We start from the raw sequence: 19,106 nt of genomic DNA on the forward strand, positions 1-19,106 counted from the left end.
CCCGCGCCGCACCCCGACTCCGAAAGATCTCTAGCGGCGCAAGCCGGTGCCGTGTACCCCGTGTTCGTCGATCCGTGCCAGTTCGTCGGCGGTGAAGGGTGGGAAGTCGAGCGCTTTGACGTTGTGGTCCAGCTGCCAGGTCGAGCTGGCGCCGATCAGCGCGGAGGTGACCTGGGGCTGGCGCAGTACCCACTGTAGGGCGAGTTGGGCCAGTGATTGGCCGCGTTCGGCGGCGATCTTGTCGAGGGCGGTGGCCCGCCGTCGGTATGTGTCGTCGATGACGTCGGGTTTGAGGAAGGTGCTGTTTTGTGCGCGGGCGCCGGTGGGGATGCCGTTGAGGTATTTGTCGGTGAGCAGCCCTTGGGCGAGCGGGGAGTAGACGACCAGGCCGAAGCCGTGCCGGGCGGCGAGGTCGAGCAGGCCGTCGTGTTCGGGGCGGCGGTCGAAGAGGGAGTACCGGGGCTGGTGCACCAGCAGCGCCACCCCGGCCCGGCGCAGCAGCCCGGCGATCTCGGCGGCCGGTTCGGGTGGGTAGTTGGAGATTCCGATGTAGAGCGCCTTGCCTTGCTGGACGGCGCTGGCCAGGGCGCCGGCCGTCTCTTCCAACGGCGTGGTCGGGTCGTACCGGTGGCTGTAGAAGATGTCGACGTGGTCGGTACCGAGGTCGCGCAGGCTGTTGTCGAGGGAGGTGAGCAGCGACTTGCGGGAGCTGCCTTTGTGGTAAGGGCTGGGGCCGATCGGGTTGCCGGCCTTGGTGGAGAGGATCAGCTCGTCCCGGTGGGCGGCCAGGTCCTGCGCGAGGACGCGTCCGAAGACTCGCTGTGCGGCGCGGTGTGGTGGGCCGTATCGGTCGGCGTTGTCGAAGTGGGTGATGCCCAGGTCGAAGGCGTGCAGGATGATCTCGCGCTGGGTGTCGTACGGGTAGTCGGTGCCGAACTTCTGCCACAGCCCGAAGGAGAACGGCGGCAGGTCGAGCCCGGAGTCGCCGGCGCGCCGGTACTCCAGCTTGTCGTAGCGGTCCGCGGCGGGCACGTGGCTCATGCGGGGTTCCTTTCACGGTTGCGGCGCAGCGCGGTCGGCTGCAGGGCGGGTGCGGGCCGGCCGGTGTCGCGTTCTTGCAAGTGGGTGCCGGGGGCGACGATCTCGTCGATCCGGTCCAGCACCTGGTCGCTCAGTTCGACGGTGGCCGCCTTGAGGTATGCCTCCAGATGCTCGGGGGTGCGCGGGCCGATGACGACGCTGCTGACCGCCGGGTGGTTGAGCGCGAACGCCACGGCGAGGTCGACGAGGGTCAGGCCGTTCTGTTCGGCGAGCCGGGCGAGGGCGTCGGCGGCGGCGAGCTTGCGCTGGTTGCGTTCGAGGGTGATGTCGAACCGGCCGGGTACGAAGTCGGTCCGCGCCGACGCCGGCTGACCGCCGCCGACCCGGTAGCCGCCGGAGAGCCAGCCGGCGCCGAGCGGGCTGTAGGTGAACACGCCGATGCCGTACTGGCGGGCGACGGGGAAGACGTCCCGCTCGACGGTGCGCACCAGCGGGTTGTACGGCACCTGTTCGGTGTGCGGGGCGATGAGCCCGTGCTTGTCGGCCAGCCAGCGCGCTTCGACGATCTGATGGGCGGGGAAGACCGAGGTGCCGTAGTAGCGGATCTTTCCCTGGCGGACCAGGCCGTCGAGCGTGTGCAGCGTCTCCAGCAGGTCGGTGCGCGGGTCCGGCCGGTGTGCCTGGTAGAGGTCGAGGTGGTCGGTGCCGAGCCGGCGCAGGCTCGCCTCGACGGCACGCACGATCCAGCGCCGCGAGCCGCCGGCGTGCTGTGGGTTGTCGCCGATCTGGCCGTTGAACTTCGTGGCCAGGAAGACGTCGTCGCGCCGGCCCTTGAGCGCCTTGCCGAGCACGCGCTCGGACGTGCCCTGGCCGTACACGTCCGCGGTGTCGATCGCGGTGAGGCCGGCGTCCAGCGCGGCGTGGACGACGCGGATGCTCTCGGCGTCGTCAGGGCCGCGGCCGAAGTTGAACGCGCCGAGGGTGAGCGGGCTGATCAGGACGCCGGTGCGGCCCAGGATCCGGTTGGGCGTGAGGGTCATCGGGTTCTCCGGTCAAGGTGGGAGTGGCAACGGGTAGCCGGGCGGAGTCGCGGCGGATGTAGGCGTAGGTGGCGACGGCGGCGAGCGCGGTGCCGGCGCCGCCGACGGCGAGCGCGGCGGGAGCCCCGGCCAGGTCGCCGATCCAGCCGATGAGCGGGCCGCCGAGTGGTGTGGTGCCGGTGAATGCGATCAGCAGCAGCGCGGTCACCCGGCCACGCATCTCGGGGTTGGCGGTCAGCTGGAGGTAGGTGCTGGCGACGGCCCGGAAAGCGATGCTGGCCGCGCCGAGTGCGAACAGCAGCGCGATGGTCAGCGGGAGGACGGGGGACAGGGCGATCAGCAGCAGGAAGCCGGAGAAGACGAGGCCGGTGGTGACGAGGACGTCGGCGTTGGCGCGCAGGAGCCCGGCCAGTGCCAGGCCGCCGACCACCGCACCCATTCCCATGGCGGAGTACAGCAGGCCGAAGACCCTCGGGTCGGCGTCGAAGGTGTCGTGCGCGAGCAGCGGGAGGGTGACCTGCCATTCGTAGGCGAGCGTGCCGGCGACGGCCATCAGCACCAGCGGGCCGAGCAGGGCGGGGGTGCGGCGCACGTACCGCAGGCCTTCGCGGATCTGGCCGGGCCGGCGCGGCGCGGGCTCCGTGCGGTGGATGAGGTCGGTGCGCATCAGCAGCAGGGCGATGACGGTGGCCAGGAAGGAAGCGGCGTTGAGGAAGAACGTGAGCGGGATCCCGGCACCGGCGATGAGCACACCGGCGAGGGCGGGGCCGGCGACCTTGCCGATGTTGAAGACGGTGTTGTTGAGGGTGACCGCGTTGGTCAGCTGGGCGGGTGCGACCAGCTCCACGACGAAGGTGTGGCGGGCCGGTTTGTCGAGGGCCTCGATGATGCCGACGGTGAGGGCCAGGCAGAGGATCATCCACAGCTGTACGGTGCCGGTCAGCGTCAGCAGGCCGAGGGCGGCCGCGGGGAGTATCGCAGCCGACTGGGTGGCCAGGATGATGCGGCGCTTGTCCAGCCGGTCGGCGAGCAGGCCGCTCCACAGTCCGATGAGGAGGGTGGGCAGCTGCTGGAGTGCGGCGGTGACGCCGAGCAGTGAGCCCGAGCCGGTCAGCTCCAGCACGAGCCAGGCCTGTGCCGCCTTCTGCAGCCAGGTGCCGATGACGGAGACGGTCTGGCCGCCGAAGAAGAGCCGCAGGTTGCGGTTTGTCAGCGACTGGAACGTGGCCCCGAGGACTCTCACGCCTTGGTCTCGACGGGGCGAGCGGTGTCGGCGGTCCAGCCGCTCCAGGAGGCGACGTATACGGGCACGGTGACGCCGAGCGTGGCGAACGCGAACGCGACGCCGGTCGCCGCGACCCCACCACCGCAGTACGCGGCGGGCGCGTCGGTGCCGGCGGCGATGGCGGCGAGCTCGTCCGGCGGCAGCAGCCGGCCGTCCTGGAAGACCCGCCCGACCGGCAGCGAGGCGGCACCGGGGATGTGACCGAGGGCGTACTGTCCGGCGGATCTCGTGTCGTAGAGGCGGCCGTTCCCGGCGGCGAGCGCCGCCTCGTCGGCGTCGAGGGTCGGCAGGTGACCGGGGGTGGCGGTCGCGGTGCCCGGCTCGGCGCCGTGGAGCGGTGCCGCGAGCGGCTTTCCGGCGCGCGTCCACGCCTCGACCCCGCCGTCGAGCAGCCGGACGTCCGGCAGCCCGGCCCAGCGCAGGACGAACCAGGCCCGGGTGGCCACCGACGGGGTGGTCTTCGGGGTGGCCGCGTAGACGACCACGACGCTGTCGTCGTGGACACCCCACCGCCGTAGCCGCTGGGTGAGTGCCGCCGGCGTGGGCAGCGGCAGGCGCCCGTGCACCCCGTCCGGGTCGCCTGCCAGGTCGTCCTCCAGCACGACAGGAAGCGCGCCGGGGATCACCTGCTGCTGCCCGGCGGCGGCGAAGTCGTCCCGGCGTCCGGCGGCGAGGACCACCAGCCGCTCGCGGGGGAGCGCGGCCAGGCGCTCGGCGTCGATCAGCAGTCGGTCACGGGGTGTCGACACGGGGATCCTCCTAGGACGAGACGGTGGCGAGCTGCCCGCCGGGGATGGCGTCGACCAGCTCCCGGACGTACGGGCTGCCGCTCTCGCGTAGGACCCGGGCCGTCGGGCCGCTGTCCACGACCTCACCGCGCAGTAGCACGAGGGTTTCGTCGGCGACCTCGGAGATCACACCCAGGTCATGGGAGACGAACAGCAGTGTGAGATTGAACCGCGACCGCAGCTCGCGGAACAGCTCGAGGATCTGCGCCTGGACGGTGACGTCGAGCGCCGACACCGGTTCGTCTGCCAGTAGCAGCTCCGGCTCGGCGGCCAGCGCCCGGGCGATCGCGACCCGCTGACGCTGCCCGCCGGACAGCTCGCTGGAGTACTTGTGCCGGGTCTCCTGGGGCAGCTTCACCAGGTCGAGCAGCTCGGTGATGCGGTCGCGCCGCCAGCCGCGGTCGCCGAGCCGGAACCCGGTCAGCGGCTCCTCGATGACCTTCTCGACCGACAGCCTCGGGTTGAGCGCGCCGTACGAGCCCTGATAGATCAACTGTGTGCGGCGGCGCAGGTAGCCGTGGGAAGCCTTGTCGCGGATGTCGGCCAACTGCCCGCCGGCGTCGACCGACACCGTGCCGTCGTAGCCGTCGACGAGCCCGGCGACGATACGCAGCAGCGTGGTCTTGCCCGAGCCGGACTCGCCGACGATGCCGAGGGTGGAGCCGCGCCGGACCGCGAAGGAGACGTCCGAGAGGGCCTGGGCGTCGGCGGCGAAGCGCTTGGACACCCCGTCAGCGCGGACGTGCACCGCGGCCGGCGTGCTGGTGTCCTGGTCGCCGGGCGGCTCCGCGACCTGGACCGCGGTGCCGATCGTCGACGCGCTCAGCAGCAGCTTGGTGTAGTCGTTGGTGGGCGAGGCGAGGATCTGCGCCGGTGAGCCGCTCTCGACGACGCTGCCCCGACTGATGACGTGTAGCTTGTCCGCACGCTCCTCGGCGACGCCCAGGTCGTGGGTGACCAGCACGATGCTGCACCGGATCTCGCCGCGCAACTCGACCAGCAGGTCGAGGATCCGCTTCTGGATCGTCACGTCCAGGGCGCTGGTGGGCTCGTCGGCGATGAGCAGCCGGGGCCGGGTGGAGATCGCGGCGGCGATCAGGACCCGCTGGCACATGCCGCCGGACAGCTCGTGGGCGAAGCTGCGGTGTACCCGTTCCGGATCGTCGAGGCCGACCCGCTCGAAGAGCTCGAGCACCTGCCGCCGGCGCTGCGCGCGGCCGACTCCCTGCTTGCGTAGCGGTTCCTCGGCCAGCCGCCCGACCGGTACGACCGGGTTGAGCCCTTGCAGCGGGTCCTGGGGCACGAAACCGATCCGCGCGCCGCGCACGCGTGCGTACGCGGCGCGGGACAGCGAACGCAGGTCGAGGTCGCCCAGCGCGAACACGTCGGCCGAGAAGGTCGCGTTGTCGGCCAGCGAGCCGGTTACCGCCCGGATCAGGGTCGTCTTGCCGGAGCCGGACTCGCCGACGACGGCGACGATCTCGCCCTCCTCTACCCGCAGCGACACGCCCTTGAGCACGTCGATCGGTGCCTCGCGGTCCGGGAGCCGGAAGGAGACGTCGAGGTTCTGGATCTCAAGCGCTGTCACGGGCGTTCCTCACGCGATGTTGGCCGACCGGGAGTTCCGCAGAACCCGGGCGACCTTGTAGACGGAGAGCACGCTGACGGCGATGACCGCTCCGGGCAGGATGCTCATCCACCACTGGGTGGGGAAGAACCCACGCCCTTCCGCGACGAGCGAACCCCACTCCGGCGTCGGCGGTGGGGCGCCCAGGCCGAGGAAGCTGAGCGAGGCGACGCCGAGGATGGCGGTGCCGATGTCGAGGATCGCGGCGGTGAGCACCGATCCGGAGGCGTTCGGGATGACGTGCCGGCCGAGCCGGTACCACATGCCGTGTCCGAAGAACCGGGACGCCTCGACGTAGGCGCGTTCCTTGACGGACAGCACCTCCGAGCGCATCAGCCGGGCGATGCTGGCGATGCTGTTGACGCCGATGGCGATGCCGATGCTGATGGTCCCCGGGCCGAGGGTGGTGAGGATGGCCAGGGAGAGGATCAGGGCCGGGATGGCGAGCATGGTGTCGACGAGGCGCATCACCGCGGTGTCCACCTTGCCGGCCACGAAGCCCGAGAGCAGGCCGATGAGGCTGCCGACCACGAGTCCGATCAGGACCGCCAGGACCGCGGCCTTCAGCGACTCGACGGTGCCGTAGACCACCCTGGCGTACGTGTCCCGGCCGAACTGGTCGGTGCCGAACCAGTGGGCCGCCGACATCGGCGCGAGGACGTGGTCCTCGTCGATGGCGTACGGGTCGTACCGGGTCAGCAGCCCCGGGGCGGCCGCCGCGACGAGTACGAGGGCGAGCCACGCCGCGGCGAGCGCGAACGTCGGCTGGCGCATCAGGCGCCGCCGGGCACCGCCGCGAGCGGCGAACGCTGTTCTGGGCAGGAAGCTGGTGATTGTCATGGCGGCGACCTATGCGACCTGGATGCGCTTGTCGATGATCGGGTAGAGCGCATCGACGAGCAGGTTGACAACGACGAAGATCGCCGCGCTGATCGTCACGGAGATCAGCACGACCGGGATGTCCTTGGCGTTGACGGCGTCGACGATGATGCGGCCGACACCGTTGCGGGAGAACACCGTCTCGGTGATGACCGTGCCGGCGAAGATGTTGCCGACGGTGGTCCCGAACGAGGTGAGGACGGGCAGCACGGCGTTCTTGAGGCCGTGCCGGTAGAGGATCTCCCGGCGGGTGAGCCCCCAGTTGGACAGCGTCTCCACGTACGGCGACCGCATCGTCCGCTCCAGGTTGACGGCCAGCAACTGCGCGATGTTCGCACCGCCGGGGAAGGCGATGCACAGCGAGGCGATGACCAGCCCGGCGAGTGACTCGTCGCCGAACGGCTCGATGAGGCCCAGCTTGAACGCGAAGAGCTGCAGCAGCAAAAGCGCGGTCAGGAAGATCGGCAGTGACACGAACAGCGGCGGGACGGCCAGCAGCAGCTCCCGCAGCCAGGCCAGGTGGACCACCTGGGTGAGCAGGCCGACGGCCAGCCCGACGACGATCGCGAGCAGCAGGCCGACCGACGCCAGGCGCAGGGTGTCGCCGAACGCCTCGAAGTAGACGGTGCTGGCCGGCACCTTCTCCCGGAAGCTGATGCCGAAGTCGCCGTGCAGGGCGCTCCACAGTGCGTCGAAGTACTGCGTCTGGATCGGCCGGTCCAGCCCGAGCACCTCGCGCTGCTCCTGGAGCGCGGCCGCCAGGTTGGCCCCCTCGCCACCGGTGGTCAGCGCGCCGGCCGCGTCGCCCGGGACGATGAACAGCAGGAAGAAGGACCCGGTGAAGGTGAGAAACAGCACCAGGATCCCGTAGACGAGCCGTCGCGAGATGTACTTCAGGTATCCCATGTGTCGTCCGCCCGTGGTCGGATCGCGGCGGTGGACGCCCGGCATCCACCGCCGCGATCGTCGGGCACCGCCGTCAGCTCGAGAGCCACGCGGTGTAGAAGAGTTGGTCGACGCCGTTGGGAGTGACGTCGTGCAGGCGCTTGCCCAGCGCCCACACCTTGCCGCGTTCCAGGACCGCCAGCGTGTACGCGTCCCGTACCAGGATCGTCGCCGCCTCGTTCACGGTCTGCTTGCGCTCCTCGGGGTTCGAGGTCACCGCCTGCTTCTCCAGCAGCGCGTCGAGCGCGGCGTCCTCGGCGTTCGACGGGTCCAAAATGGACCTGTTGGAGCCGGAGGTCCGGCCGTAGTTGGCGCGCAGGATGTCCGCGTCGGGGTAGGTCTGCTCCCAGTACGTGACGTCGTACTCGCCGGTCAGGATCCGCTTGTTCGCCTCGGCCCGCAGCGGTGGGTCGATGACCAGCTCGACGCCGATCTTCTTCCACGCCTCCTGCTCGATCTGCACGGTCGCGCTGTTCTGCGCGGCCCGCAGCGACAGGCGCTTGCCGTCCTTGACCCGGATGCCGTCGCTGCCGACCTGTGCCCAGCCGGCCTCCTCCAGCAGCCGCACCGACTTGGCTGGATCGTGCACGAGGTACTGGCCGAGGTCGGTCCAGAACGGGTTGGTGCGGGCGAAGATGTTCGCCGCCGGCTGGTTGGTGCCCAACCAGGTCGCCTTGTTGATGGCGTCGCGGTCGATCGCGTACTGAAGCGCTTGCCGGACCCGCTTGTCGCGCAGGATCGGGTTGGAGACGTTGAGTGGCTGCTCCTGGGCCAGGCCGGGAGAACCGATCACGTCCGAGATCTGTACCCCGGCCGCCTTGAGCGTGTTGACCTGCAACGGGTTTACGGCCTCGAAGAAGTCCACCTTGCCGGCCTTCAGGCTCTCGTAGATCACCTGGTCCTCGGGGATCACCTCGTAGCGCAGCTCTTCGATGTAGGCCGGTCCGTCGTGCGCGATGCTCGCCGGCGCCCACTTGTAGTCGTCGCGGCGCTTGAGCACGACCGCGCGGTTGGCGTCCCAGGAGACGAGCTTGAACGGTCCGCTGCCGTCGATGCTCTTCTGCCGTTCGGCCAGCGGCTTGGCAGCGGTGGCGGCGGAGACTATGCCCACGTCCGCGCGGGAGATGTTCGCCAGGAAGCCGGCGTTGGCCCGGGGGAGGACGAACCTCGCGGTGTGTTCGTCGACGACCTCCACCTTCACGCCGTGGACCAGGCCGGCCGGTGTGGAGTGCACACCCTTCTGCTGCAACGCCTCGATGTTGGCCTTGACGACCTCCGCGGTCAGCTTGGTGCCGTCGTTGAAGCTGACGTCGTCGCGGAGGGTGAACGTGTACTGGGACGCGTCGTCCGAGACCGTCCACTTCGTAGCGAGCCAGGGCTCGTACTCTTCCGTCTCGGGATTGCGGTAGACGAGTGAGTCGGTCAGCTGTCTGGTCACGTTCTCGCGTACGTCGTTGAGGCTCGCGGCATCGACGCCCTGCTGGTCCGAGGTGAGCGCGATGACCGCCGTGCCGCCCTCCTTGCCCTTCTTCTCCGCGGCCTCGCCGCCGCTGGAACCGCAGCCGGCGAGACCGCCGGCGACGACCGCCGCGACCGAAAGCGCCGCAAGCCGGATCCGCGTGGTAGTCACGATTGTTCCTTCACTTTCTTATTCGGCGGTGCCGAGGTTCTGCTCGAGGGTCTTGCCCTCGTACTCGGTCCGGAAGATGCCGCGCCGCTGCAGCTCGGGCACGACGAGGTCGACGAACAGGTCCGCGGGGCCGCGGTGGTACGGCGGGAACAGCTGCACGCCGTCGAAGACCTCGTCCTCCAGCCCGGCCTCCAGGAAGTCGGCGAAGCGTTTGGCGTCGCCGACGAGGATGCCCTGGCCGAAGCGGCGCTTGACGACGAACTGGTAGACGTCGGCCAGCGTGACGTCCTCGCCCAGCTGGTCGACCACCGTCCTGCGCAGCCATTCCCGGTCGTCGGTGCTGGCGCGCGCGGCGCCGGCCGCCTGCCGCCGCTGCACCGCCTCGGGGATGAGCGCCTTCAGGGTGTCCGGGCCGATCTTCTCGATGTCCACGACGCTGAAGAAGCGCTCGGTCGGCTTGACGCCGGCAAGCTCGACGCCGACCGCGCGGCCGATCGCCTCGGGAATCTCCTTGCCGAGGGTGAACTCCTGGACCTGGCGGAACTTCTCCCGGGCTTCCCGGACGGTCGCGCCGATGTAGAACGTCACGCCCGGCAGGATCTTGAACTTGTCAGGGTCACGCCCACCGGCGGCGATGAGTGCCTTCTGGCGGGCGTACTCCTGCTTGCCGGCCTCGTGGCCCAGATAGGGCGCGAACCGCGCGTGCGCGTACCGCACGCCGTAGTCGACCGACCGCTGGGAGGCGCCGACGTGGACGTTGGGGATGGCCTTCTGGATCGGGCGTACGACGTTGAGCGGGCCCTTGACGACGAAGTGCTCGCCGCTGTAGTCGAGCGGGTGCCAGGACCCGGGCCGCACGAGCTGCCCCTTGTCCTTGTCGTCGAGCAGGAAGTCTTCGTCCCAGCTGTAGAGCAGCTGGTTGAGCACCTCGGTGAACTCGGCCACCCGCGAGTACTTGGTGTCCTGGTCGGGCAGTGGCCAGTTCGCGAAGTTGCCGGTCGGGCCGCCTTCCCGGTCGATGCCGGTGACCGCGTTGAACGCGACCCGGCCACCGCTGAAGTTGTCCAGGGTGGCGAGCTGGCGGGCCACGAAGAACGGGTGCTCGAAGGAGGTGTTGTAGGTCAGCAGGAAGCCGATGTTCTTCGTCTGAGCGGCGGCGAAGCCACCGAAGGCGGTGTTGTCCCATCGGAAGATGCGACCCCACCGGTCCGGCTCGGTCGCCAGCGAGCTGCCGGCGAAGACGTAGTCGAGCTTGCCGCGCTCGGCGATGCGGGCGATGTCGAGGATCACGCTCGGATCCTTCAAGCCGATGTTCGCGGACTCCGGCAGGCGCCACGCGTCGTTGTCCCAGCCAGAACCGTAGGCCGCCAAACCGATTTTGAGTTGCTTCTTCGCCACCTCTGGTGCTCCTCATATGGTTGCTGATCGCCTGCGGCGGGCACGGGTCTGCCTTCCCGCGGACCCGACGGACCGGCGGCGCGACCCGGACCGAGGCGACGGACGCGGCCGGTCAACCCGCCCACGGTCACCGCCGAATTTCCTACTGAGCCTATAGGCTTTGCAGGGTTTTTGATCTGTGACCTGGGTCACCGACCCGACCAATACCCTTGTCGGCGGCGGGCTCCGGGCGACAAAGCCCTAGTTGACACATAGGAGAAGTCGGGTGATCCTGAGATCCCGACGGGCGACTCCCCGCTCGAGCCCGAGGACAAGGTGCTGGCCCGGCAGCGGTAGGTCAGACGTACCGATCAGGCGGTGTCGCGAATCCGATGGAAAAGCCCCGGTGCGGTAAACAGAAAAATGGTTCCAACATCTTGGGTCTTCGAGTAACAATGGCAAGTTGACCGTTGGCGAAGTGGCCAATGTGGACACAGATCTACTCGGCCAGGCTTGCCCGGCTTCGATGGCCGCTGGTAGTCTCGCGTCAGGTAATTGAAGTGCCTCTAGGTCTCGGCGGGGGAGACTTACGTTGGATGCGTTGTTCATGAGGCTGAAATTCCAAGAGCGCTTCGGGCGCTTTCTTGAGCATCCCTTCTTGGTCCATAGAGGGGCGTTGTCAGCCTTCTCATGGCGCCTGATCCACTGGTCATCGCTCCGCGGCACCTTGTGAGGTAGGCGGTCGCACGGGTCGCGTCGTCCGCTGGCTCGGGGCGAATCTTCCTGCCCGGTGCGGGGCGATCCTGTTTCCTGCGGAGAAGGAGAGCCATGGGTTCCGACGTCGTGTCAGGAAGCCCTCAGGGAGGGCCCTATTCAGGTACGGGGTACGGGTACGACGAAGGCGTCGTGAGGGTGCCGGTCGGGGAGCTCCGGTTGGCGGACACCCCCAGGTTGGGCGGCGTCGACCACGGTCACGTGCGTGCCCTGTCCGAGGTCGTGGAGTGTCTGCCGCCCATCTCGGTGCACCGCCAGACGATGTCCGTCATCGACGGCATGCATCGCCTGCTCGCGGCCCGCCTGCGCCGGCGCGAGCACATCGAGGTCAGGTTCTTCGCCGGTACCCGGCAGGCGGCCTTCCTGCTCGCCGTCCGGGCCAACGTGGCGCACGGGCTGCCGTTGACACTGCACGACCGGCAGGTCGCCGCGGCGCGGATCGTCCGGGCCGATCCCAAGCTCTCCGACCGGTTCGTCGCGGCGACCACCGGTCTGGCCGCCAAGACCATAGCGGCGATCCGCGGTCGCGCCGGCGGGCAGGGCGCGCCGGTCCGGGTCGGGCGCGACGGCCGGGCACGGCCGCTGAGCACGGCGGAGGGGCGGCGCATCGCCGGACGCGCCATCGCGGACCGGCCCGATCTCTCGCTACGGGAGATCGCTCGGGCGGCCGGGATATCGGTAGGCACGGTGCGCGACGTGCGCGCACGGGTCCTCGCCGGGGAGGACCCGGTGCCCGGCCGGCAGCGCGGAGGCGCCAGCGAGTTCGCGCACCTCGACGCGGACGGCGACGCGCTGGCTCCGGAGCTGGCGGACGTCGAGTCGATCCTCGACGGGCTGCGTCGCGATCCGTCCCTGCGATACAGCGACTCGGGCCGGACGCTGCTGCGCTGGCTGGCGTGGGCGATGGACGCCACCCGGCGGCCGGAGGCGATCGAGGGCGTCCCGCCGCACTGTGCGGTGTTGGTCGGGAAGATCGCCCGCGGATACGCCGAGTCGTGGCTGGAGATCGCCCGCGAGATGGAGCGCCGGACCGGCGAGGCGGAGCCGGTCGGAAGCCGGCCGTCGCATGCCCGGTCCAGCGCGGCCTGACCACGTACGGTGTGCAACCGCTGACTTTCGCCGGTTGCACACCGTCCCGCCGGCGGCCGGGCTCCCACCGTGCAAGGCGGCGGCCGGGCTCCCATCGCGCAAGGCGGCGGCCGGCCGAAAGAGGCGGGGCGCGTGAGGCCGCCGTCCTCGCCGGAGCCGCTCCGGTTCGGCCTCCTGGGGTGTGCCGACATCGCGTGGCGCCGGGTGCTGCCGGCCATGCGCGCCGACGACAGCGTGCGCCTCGTCGCTGTGGCCAGCCGTGACCCGGCCAAGGCGACCAGGTTCGCCGAGCGGTTCGGTGCCGAGGCGGTCGTCGGGTACGACGCGCTCCTGGAACGGCCGGACATCGACGCCGTCTACCTGCCGTTGCCGCCTTCGCTGCACCGGCTGTGGACCGCCCGTGCGCTCGCCGCCGGCAGGCACGTGCTGGTCGAGAAGCCGTTGACCATGCGCGCGCGGCACACCGCCGCGCTGTACGAGTCGGCCGCGGCGCTGGGTCTGGTCCTGCGGGAGAACGTGATGTTCGTGCACCACGCGCAGCACTCCGTGGTGCGGACGCTGGTGGACGGTGGGGCGATCGGGCAGGTGCGCTCCTTCTCCAGCACGTTCGCGATCCCGCCGCGACCGTCCGACGACATCCGCTACGAGGCGCGGCTGGGAGGCGGCGCCCTGTACGACATCGCCGTGTATCCCATCCGCGCCGCGATGCTGCTGCTGCGGGATCCGCTGAGCGTCGTGGGCGCGGTCCTGCGCCTGGACAGAGCGCGTCGGGTCGTGCTCTCCGGGAGCGTGCTGCTCCGGACGCCGACCGGGGTCGCCGCGCGGCTCGAGTTCGGGATGGAGCACACCTACCGGACCGAGTACCGGTTGGTGGGCAGCGCCGGCCGGCTCACGCTGGACCGGGCGTTCTCGCCGCCCGCCGATCACCGGCCGGTGGTCCGGATCGATCGTGGCGGGCGTATCGAGGAAGTGACCCTCGCCCCCGACGACCAGGTCGCCAACACCATCCGTGCGTTCCGTGCCGCGGTCCTGGACGGTGCCGCCCGGGGCGGTCCCGTCGACGCCGCCGTCACCCAGGCGCGGTTGATCGACGAAGTGCGCGCGCGGGCCGAGATCGTACCGGTCTGAGCGCCGCTCGCCGTCCCGCTCCGTCGCGACGACCAGCACCGTCCACAGTGGCCGTTGGGCGGTCCCGACGCCGCGCGACCTCCGGCCCTGCCGTGCCCGAGCCGGATATGGGGCAGGTGAAACGGTCGCGGCCGAGGCCGGTGACACCGGGGTGAAGCCGGTGGCCGGCAGGATGGCTTGAGTGTTGGTGGATAGCGCTTCGAGTACTTCTGACGAGCCTCATCACGAGATCACGACAATGGGAGAGGGGCTGACCATGCCACCGGGAAGTACTGACGCGCGCGATACCGCACGGTCCATACTCGACGTCGCGTTTGGTGCCGCCGCCGCGGGCACCCTGCTGGCCGCGACAAGGCTGGGTGTGGCCGATGCGCTGGACGACGAACCGGCGCACGTGTCGGACCTCGCCGGCCGTACCCGCACCGATCCGGACGCGCTCGACCGCCTGCTGCGCGCCCTCACCCAGCAGGGAATCTTCGAAGAGGTCGAGGAGGGTTGGTACCGGCACACCGAGTCGTCCCGGGCGCTTCGCGAGGACGCGCCCGACAGCCTCCGGTACATGGTCCTCTGGCTCGGCGCCGAGTGGACCTGGCGTGCCTGGCCGCTGCTCGCGGAGGCGGTCCGGCGCGGCGGTCCGGTGACGGAGGATCTCTTCGGCAAGGGCTTCTACGCTTACCTCAAGCAGGACACTCCCGAAGAGGAGCGCAACTTCATGCGGGCCATGACACAGTCGAGCGAGCGCTCGTCGTCGGCCGTGGTCGAGGTCCTGGACATGCGGGGCGTGCGCCGCGTGGCGGACATCGGCGGCGGGCAGGGACACCTGCTGCGCAAGCTGCTGGAACGGCACCCGGGCGCGCACGGCGTGCTGCTCGACCTCGAGACCGTGGTGCCCAACGTCGACCCGGCCCTGCGCCGGGAGCCGCTCAGCCAGCGGTGCGACATCGTGGCCGGAGACTTCTTGAGCGAGGTGCCCGGTAACGCGGACCTCTATATCCTCAAGAACATCGTCGAGGGCCCCGACGAGAGCTCGGTCGCGGTATTGCGCAACATCGCGGCCGCGGCTAGGCCCGGTGCCCGGATCGCGGTCGTGAGCACGCTTCTGGACACCGGCGCCGACGAGATGAGGATAACCGTCGGGTGGGATCTCACCCTGCTGCTCAACGTGGGTGGGAAGAAGCACCGTGCCCGGGATCTCGTCGGCATCTTCGAGAAGGTCGGCCTCACCGTGCTGAGCAGCCGTGCCATCCCGGGAACGCTGCCGACGCTGCACCTCTTCGAGTGCGTCGTGCCGGTCGCCGGCCGGTCCTGACCGCGTCCACCCCCCGGGTACACCGACGGGAGGAGGCCCAGGCGTGTGTCGCCCTCAGCCGTCGCAGGAGCTTGCCAGGACGTTTCACCGAAGGAGGAGGAGGCTTCTGATGAACTTCAATGTTCTGGGTACGTTCGAGGTGGTGCACAACGGGGTGGTCAGCAGCCCCACGGCGCCGAAAGTCTGCCAGGTCCTCGCCCTGCTCCTGCTGGCCGATCAACCCGTGCCCCGCGAGTCGCTCATCGAGGAGCTGTGGGTCGACCGGCCGCCGCGGAGCGCCGTCACCACGTGCCAGACGTACATCTACCAGATCCGCAAGTACCTTGCGGAGATGGGCGCGCCGCGCGACGGGATGGACGTCCTCAGCACCCACCCGTCCGGCTACGTGCTCCGGGCCCGCCGCCCGGACGTCGACGCGCGCCGCTTCGAGGACCTCGTCGAGGGCGCCCGCGCGGTGGCCGCCGAGGACCCGGTCGGCGCGGCCCGGATGGTGCGCCGAGCCTTGCGGACCTGGCGCGGCGCGCCCCTGTCCAACCTGATCCTCGGCCCACTGCTGCGGGTACACGTCTCGCATCTGGAGGAGCAGTACCTGCGTGCCTGGGAGATCTGCATCGAACTGGAGATGCGCATGGGGCGGCATCGCGAGCTGATCGGTGAGCTGAAGACCCTCGCCGCCATGCATCCGTTCAAGGAGTGGTTTCACGGCCAGCTCATGCTCGCCCTGCACCGATCCGGCCGGCGGGTCGAGGCGCTGAACGTGTACCAGAAACTCCATCGGATCCTCCGGGAGGAGCTGGGCCTCGGGCCGTCTCTGGAGATCCGGCAGCTGCACCAGCAGATCCTGTCCGGTGTGGAGGAGCAGACCGCCGGTCAGGTTCAGCTCCAAGGCCTACGCGGCGCTTGACCCGCCGCTGGCGGATCCGTCCACAGCGGACCGGGTCCGCGACGGCGCGGTACCCGCGACCGGCGAAGCTCAGCGGGGTGGGTCGAGCTGGCTCCACAGCCGGCGCTCCACCGCCGACGGTGCGACGCCGGGCGTCACGCGCTCCGGGTGCGCCGGCATCGGGCCCGCGTCGCCGGCCGGCGGGCGCTGGCAGGGGCAGCCGCCCCGAACGGGCACCTGCTTCGCGGGGCGCCGCGGTCCGCGGCGCCACTGCCCCCGGCGGGTCCACTGCACCGGCGCCACCGGCCCCATGCTGTATCCGACGACGATCAGCCCGTCGTACAGGTACTCGGCCGCGAACCGCACCGCCGCCCACAGGCGGTGGCGCACCGACCGCCGCCGCCGGGGGCAGCTCTCGCACATGCCGTCCATCACCGCTCCGCGGGTGCCGGCATCGAGGCGAACCGGGCCGAGACCCGGAAGGTTTCGAACGGCCGGGCGCGCTGACGGTCCTGGTACGGCCGCAGCGGCTCGGTGATGTCGCGGTGGGCCGGCTCGGTCTCCCACGCCTTGTAGGCCGCCATGTCCGCCCATTCGCTGACGATGACGAGGCTGTCCGGCTCGTCCTGGGAGAGCAGCAGCCGGGCAGAGAGCAGACCGGGCTGGCCGCGCAGCCGCTCGCTCACGCCCAGGAACGCCTCCCGTACCGCCTCGGTGCCGGTGTCGCCGGCGCGATACCAGGTCAGCACCACGACCCGCACGTCAGATACCTCCGTCCACATTGATCGTCTGTCCGGTGACGTACCGGGACAGGTCGCTGGCCAGGAACAGCACCACGTCCGCGACCTCCGCCGGCTCGCCGATGCGGTGCAGCGCCGTCAGAGCGCGGTACCGCGCACGCTGGGTGTCGTCCAGCCCCGCGGCGGCGTCGGTGTCGATCACCCCCGGGGCGACGACGTTGACCCGGATGCCGTCCGGCCCGAGCTCCTTGGCCAGCGACCGGGTCAGTCCGACGAGGCCGGCTTTCGCCGCCGTGTAGTGCGTGCGCAGCGGCACGCCGGCCGAAGCCGCCCGGGACCCGATCAGCACGATAGACCCGCGCGCCGTCAGCAACGGCAGGGACTGCCGGACCACCTGGAACGGCCCGGTGAGGTTGCTGTCCACGATCCGCCGCCACTCATCGAGGTCGAGGTCCCGGAACGGTACGTGGCTGATCAGCGCCGCGTTGCTGACGACCAGGTCGACAGTGGACAGATGCTCCTGGCAGCGGTCGACGAAGCGGGTCACGTCGGTGGACTGCCCGACGTCGGCGCGCATGACCAGGTGCCGGTCGTCGATCGCGGCCAGTTCCTTGTCCAAGCTCCGGGCCGCCTGCTCGTCGGAGCGGTAGCAGGTCGCCACGCTGACCCCGGCGCGGGCCAGCGCCAGGACGATGGCACGGCCGATGCCCCGGGTACCGCCGGTCACGACAGCGGTACGTCCCTTGATTTCCAGATCCATGGTTGCCTCGCAGGAGAGTCCGGTGGGGGATCAGGCGGTGCCGGTCGGCCGGGCCTCGATCACCCGGTGCTGGAGCGGGCCGAAGGGCGCGCTGACCGAGGTCAGCTTGAATCCGGTCCCGGCCAGCAGCGTCCGGAACTCCTCCTCGGTCCGCTCCCGGCCGCCCGTGGTGACGAGCATCGTCAGGTCGCTCATCAGCACCGGCGCCAGCGCCGGCGAGCTGACCGTGGCCGGCAGGACCACTTCCACGAGCAGCAGCCTGGCGTCGGCCGACATCGCCTTGCGGCAGTTGCCCAGGATCACCCGGGCCCGGTCGTCGTGCCAGTCGTGGATCACGCTCTTGAGCAGGTAGGCGTCCGCACCCGACGGGACTGACTCGAAGAAGTCGCCGGCCACGACGGTGGAGCGGCTGGACAGGTCGGCGTCCGAGAGATGCTTGACGGCCTCCTCGACGCCGGCGGCCGTGTCGAAGAGGATGCCCCGCACGGTCGGGAACGCGGTGAGCACGCGGGACAGGAGCGCGCCGTTGCCGCCGCCGACGTCGGCCACGGTGCCGAACTGGCTGAAGTCGTACGCGGCGACCATGCCGGTGCCGATGATCTCGGTCTCGGCGGCCATCGTGTCGTTGAACGCCTCGGACAGGTACGGCTTGTCCGCCAGGTAGCTGAACCCGTCCGTGCCGTGCACGAACGGGAACGCCGGCTCGCCCGTGGTGACGCTGTGCAGCAGCTGGCCCCACACCTGCCAGCCGGCTTCGTTGCAGTACAGGATGGTGTGCGGCCGCAGCGAGTCCGGGACGTCGCCGCGCAGGGGCTGGCCGAGCGGGGTGAGGCCGAAGCGGCCCGGCTCGCGCTCGGTGAGGATGCCCAGGGCCACCAGCGCGCGCAGCAGCCGGTGCAGCGACTGTTCGTGCGCGCCGGTCGCGGCGGCCAGCTCGGTGGTGGTCGACGCACCCCGGTGGACGAGGTCCGCGACGCCGAGCCGGACCGCTACGTGGATCGCCTGCGACACGGCGTACCCGGACATCATCTGGAACAGCACGGCGCGCGCCGGCGGTCCGCCGTTGGCCGGTGCCGCTACGGCCGGGCCGTGCGCGGGACCGGGCGGGCTCGGGTGGGACGTGACGGGGTTGGTGGCTGTCACAGCGCACCGTCCTCTCTGGATCGACGCTTCAGACGAGGACGATGGTTCGCCGGTGCACTCGACGGCTGCTCGAAGGGCACTCGCCGCGGATGGCGGTGCCTCCATCGGTCCTCGAGCCGGGCCGGAAACCATCGCTGCTCGACCGGCCCGGTCTGAAGGGGGTGGACGGTGGAGCTTCTCGTCGCGGCCACGATTGTCCTCAGCGGACTATCGGCCGGCGGTCTGATGGTGGGCGCGGTGATGGGCGCGCCGCTCACCCTCGCGCTCTCCAAGGAGCAGTTCGCCCCGCTGCACCGGTTCATGGTCGGGCGGATGGACCGCTACATGCCCAGCAGCATCGTGCTGTCGGCGCTGGCCAACCTCGCGCTCGCCGGCCTCGTCGACACGGACCCCGCCCGTGTGCTCTTCCTCGCCGCGGGCCTGCTGTTCCTCGCGGTCATCGGAGTCTCCCTGACCACGATCGTCCCGATCAACGCCTGGGTGGAGCGGCTGGACCCGGCCAGCCTGCCCGCGGACTGGGAACGGGTGGACCCGCGCCGCCGCTGGCGCGACTGGAACCTCGTCCGGACCGGGCTGGGCGTGCTCGCCGCCGTCTGCCACGCGGCGGCCGTCGCCAGCGGGCTCTGACCGTCCATCCAGCCTGGACCGGGACTCGAGCAGCGTTTGTG

General features: G+C 70.4%; 18 protein-coding genes. 5 read left to right on the top strand and 13 right to left on the bottom strand.

Features of this window, described 5'->3' with window-relative positions; all coding sequences use genetic code 11:
- Positions 1-30: 30 nt before the first annotated feature.
- The 9 genes from RB614_RS23020 to RB614_RS23060 form a co-directional block, all read right to left on the bottom strand.
- Positions 31-1,041, bottom strand: coding sequence for an aldo/keto reductase (locus RB614_RS23020; RefSeq protein WP_308714671.1), 1,011 nt, complete (start codon positions 1,039-1,041; stop codon positions 31-33).
- Complete coding sequence (locus RB614_RS23025; RefSeq protein ID WP_308714672.1) at positions 1,038-2,081, bottom strand: aldo/keto reductase; 1,044 nt, start codon at positions 2,079-2,081, stop codon at positions 1,038-1,040. Before RB614_RS23025 ends, RB614_RS23020 begins: the two co-directional genes overlap by 4 nt.
- The gene (locus RB614_RS23030) at positions 1,990-3,324 is read right to left on the bottom strand and encodes an MFS transporter (RefSeq protein WP_308714673.1); all 1,335 of its coding nucleotides are present in this window, start codon (positions 3,322-3,324) and stop codon (positions 1,990-1,992) included. The genes RB614_RS23025 and RB614_RS23030 overlap by 92 nt, the downstream gene beginning before the upstream one ends.
- Positions 3,321-4,115: a sulfurtransferase gene (locus tag RB614_RS23035; protein ID WP_308714674.1), complete on the bottom strand. Its 795-nt coding sequence runs from the start codon at positions 4,113-4,115 to the stop codon at positions 3,321-3,323. Before RB614_RS23035 ends, RB614_RS23030 begins: the two co-directional genes overlap by 4 nt.
- Before the next feature lie 10 nt (positions 4,116-4,125).
- Positions 4,126-5,742 (bottom strand): ATP-binding cassette domain-containing protein, encoded by a 1,617-nt coding sequence (locus RB614_RS23040; RefSeq protein WP_308714675.1) that lies wholly within the window; start codon positions 5,740-5,742, stop codon positions 4,126-4,128.
- Positions 5,743-5,751: 9 nt separating this feature from the next.
- Positions 5,752-6,621 (bottom strand): ABC transporter permease, encoded by an 870-nt coding sequence (locus RB614_RS23045; protein WP_308714676.1) that lies wholly within the window; start codon positions 6,619-6,621, stop codon positions 5,752-5,754.
- Between the two features lie 9 nt (positions 6,622-6,630).
- Positions 6,631-7,566 (bottom strand): ABC transporter permease, encoded by a 936-nt coding sequence (locus tag RB614_RS23050; RefSeq protein ID WP_308714677.1) that lies wholly within the window; start codon positions 7,564-7,566, stop codon positions 6,631-6,633.
- A gap of 73 nt (positions 7,567-7,639) precedes the next feature.
- Complete coding sequence (locus tag RB614_RS23055) at positions 7,640-9,235, bottom strand: ABC transporter substrate-binding protein (protein ID WP_308714678.1); 1,596 nt, start codon at positions 9,233-9,235, stop codon at positions 7,640-7,642.
- An 18-nt stretch (positions 9,236-9,253) separates the two neighbouring features.
- A complete protein-coding gene (locus RB614_RS23060) occupies positions 9,254-10,633 on the bottom strand; it encodes an LLM class flavin-dependent oxidoreductase (RefSeq protein ID WP_308714679.1) in 1,380 nt (459 codons plus the stop codon).
- 912 nt (positions 10,634-11,545) lie between these two features.
- On the opposite strand from RB614_RS23060, the gene RB614_RS23065 reads away from it, so the two are divergent.
- The 4 genes from RB614_RS23065 (at position 11,546) to RB614_RS23080 (ending at position 15,816) form a co-directional block, all read left to right on the top strand.
- Complete coding sequence (locus RB614_RS23065) at positions 11,546-12,475, top strand: transcriptional regulator (protein WP_308714680.1); 930 nt, start codon at positions 11,546-11,548, stop codon at positions 12,473-12,475.
- Positions 12,476-12,607: 132 nt separating this feature from the next.
- Positions 12,608-13,603, top strand: a complete 996-nt coding sequence (locus RB614_RS23070; RefSeq protein WP_308714681.1) for a Gfo/Idh/MocA family protein — start codon at positions 12,608-12,610, stop codon at positions 13,601-13,603.
- A gap of 256 nt (positions 13,604-13,859) precedes the next feature.
- A complete protein-coding gene (locus RB614_RS23075) occupies positions 13,860-14,912 on the top strand; it encodes a methyltransferase (protein WP_308714682.1) in 1,053 nt (350 codons plus the stop codon).
- A gap of 109 nt (positions 14,913-15,021) precedes the next feature.
- Positions 15,022-15,816: an AfsR/SARP family transcriptional regulator gene (locus RB614_RS23080; protein WP_308714683.1), complete on the top strand. Its 795-nt coding sequence runs from the start codon at positions 15,022-15,024 to the stop codon at positions 15,814-15,816.
- Between the two features lie 69 nt (positions 15,817-15,885).
- Here the strand turns inward: RB614_RS23080 and RB614_RS23085 are convergent, their stop codons facing one another.
- From RB614_RS23085 to RB614_RS23100, 4 genes are read right to left on the bottom strand one after another with little or no spacing between them, the layout of a single operon-like run.
- Positions 15,886-16,227 carry a DUF6059 family protein gene (locus tag RB614_RS23085; RefSeq protein ID WP_308714684.1) on the bottom strand — a complete coding sequence of 114 codons (342 nt, stop codon included), beginning with the start codon at positions 16,225-16,227 and terminating at the stop codon, positions 15,886-15,888.
- Positions 16,227-16,556, bottom strand: coding sequence for an antibiotic biosynthesis monooxygenase family protein (locus tag RB614_RS23090; RefSeq protein ID WP_308714685.1), 330 nt, complete (start codon positions 16,554-16,556; stop codon positions 16,227-16,229). Before RB614_RS23090 ends, RB614_RS23085 begins: the two co-directional genes overlap by 1 nt.
- A 1-nt stretch (position 16,557) precedes the next feature.
- Entirely contained in the window at positions 16,558-17,295 is a 738-nt protein-coding gene (locus RB614_RS23095; RefSeq protein ID WP_308714686.1) for an SDR family NAD(P)-dependent oxidoreductase, read from the bottom strand.
- A gap of 30 nt (positions 17,296-17,325) precedes the next feature.
- Complete coding sequence (locus RB614_RS23100; RefSeq protein ID WP_308714687.1) at positions 17,326-18,438, bottom strand: methyltransferase; 1,113 nt, start codon at positions 18,436-18,438, stop codon at positions 17,326-17,328.
- Between the two features lie 168 nt (positions 18,439-18,606).
- On the opposite strand from RB614_RS23100, the gene RB614_RS23105 reads away from it, so the two are divergent.
- Positions 18,607-19,065, top strand: a complete 459-nt coding sequence (locus tag RB614_RS23105) for an anthrone oxygenase family protein (protein ID WP_308714688.1) — start codon at positions 18,607-18,609, stop codon at positions 19,063-19,065.
- The last annotated feature ends 41 nt before the right edge of the window (positions 19,066-19,106 follow it).

The sequence above is a fragment of the Phytohabitans maris genome, from assembly GCF_031085175.1.
In the GTDB taxonomy this organism is placed as follows: domain Bacteria; phylum Actinomycetota; class Actinomycetes; order Mycobacteriales; family Micromonosporaceae; genus Phytohabitans; species Phytohabitans maris.

Bases quoted from the DNA above. Each gene is read 5' to 3' on its own strand.
- RB614_RS23020 (WP_308714671.1), bottom strand. From the start codon at position 1,041: ATGAGCCACGTGCCCGCCGCGGACCGCTACGACAAGCTGGAGTACCGG.
- RB614_RS23025 (WP_308714672.1), bottom strand. From the start codon at position 2,081: ATGACCCTCACGCCCAACCGGATCCTGGGCCGCACCGGCGTCCTGATC.
- RB614_RS23045 (WP_308714676.1), bottom strand. From the start codon at position 6,621: ATGACAATCACCAGCTTCCTGCCCAGAACAGCGTTCGCCGCTCGCGGC.
- RB614_RS23050 (WP_308714677.1), bottom strand. From the start codon at position 7,566: ATGGGATACCTGAAGTACATCTCGCGACGGCTCGTCTACGGGATCCTG.
- RB614_RS23075 (WP_308714682.1), top strand. From the start codon at position 13,860: ATGCCACCGGGAAGTACTGACGCGCGCGATACCGCACGGTCCATACTC.
- RB614_RS23080 (WP_308714683.1), top strand. From the start codon at position 15,022: ATGAACTTCAATGTTCTGGGTACGTTCGAGGTGGTGCACAACGGGGTG.
- RB614_RS23085 (WP_308714684.1), bottom strand. From the start codon at position 16,227: ATGGACGGCATGTGCGAGAGCTGCCCCCGGCGGCGGCGGTCGGTGCGC.
- RB614_RS23095 (WP_308714686.1), bottom strand. From the start codon at position 17,295: ATGGATCTGGAAATCAAGGGACGTACCGCTGTCGTGACCGGCGGTACC.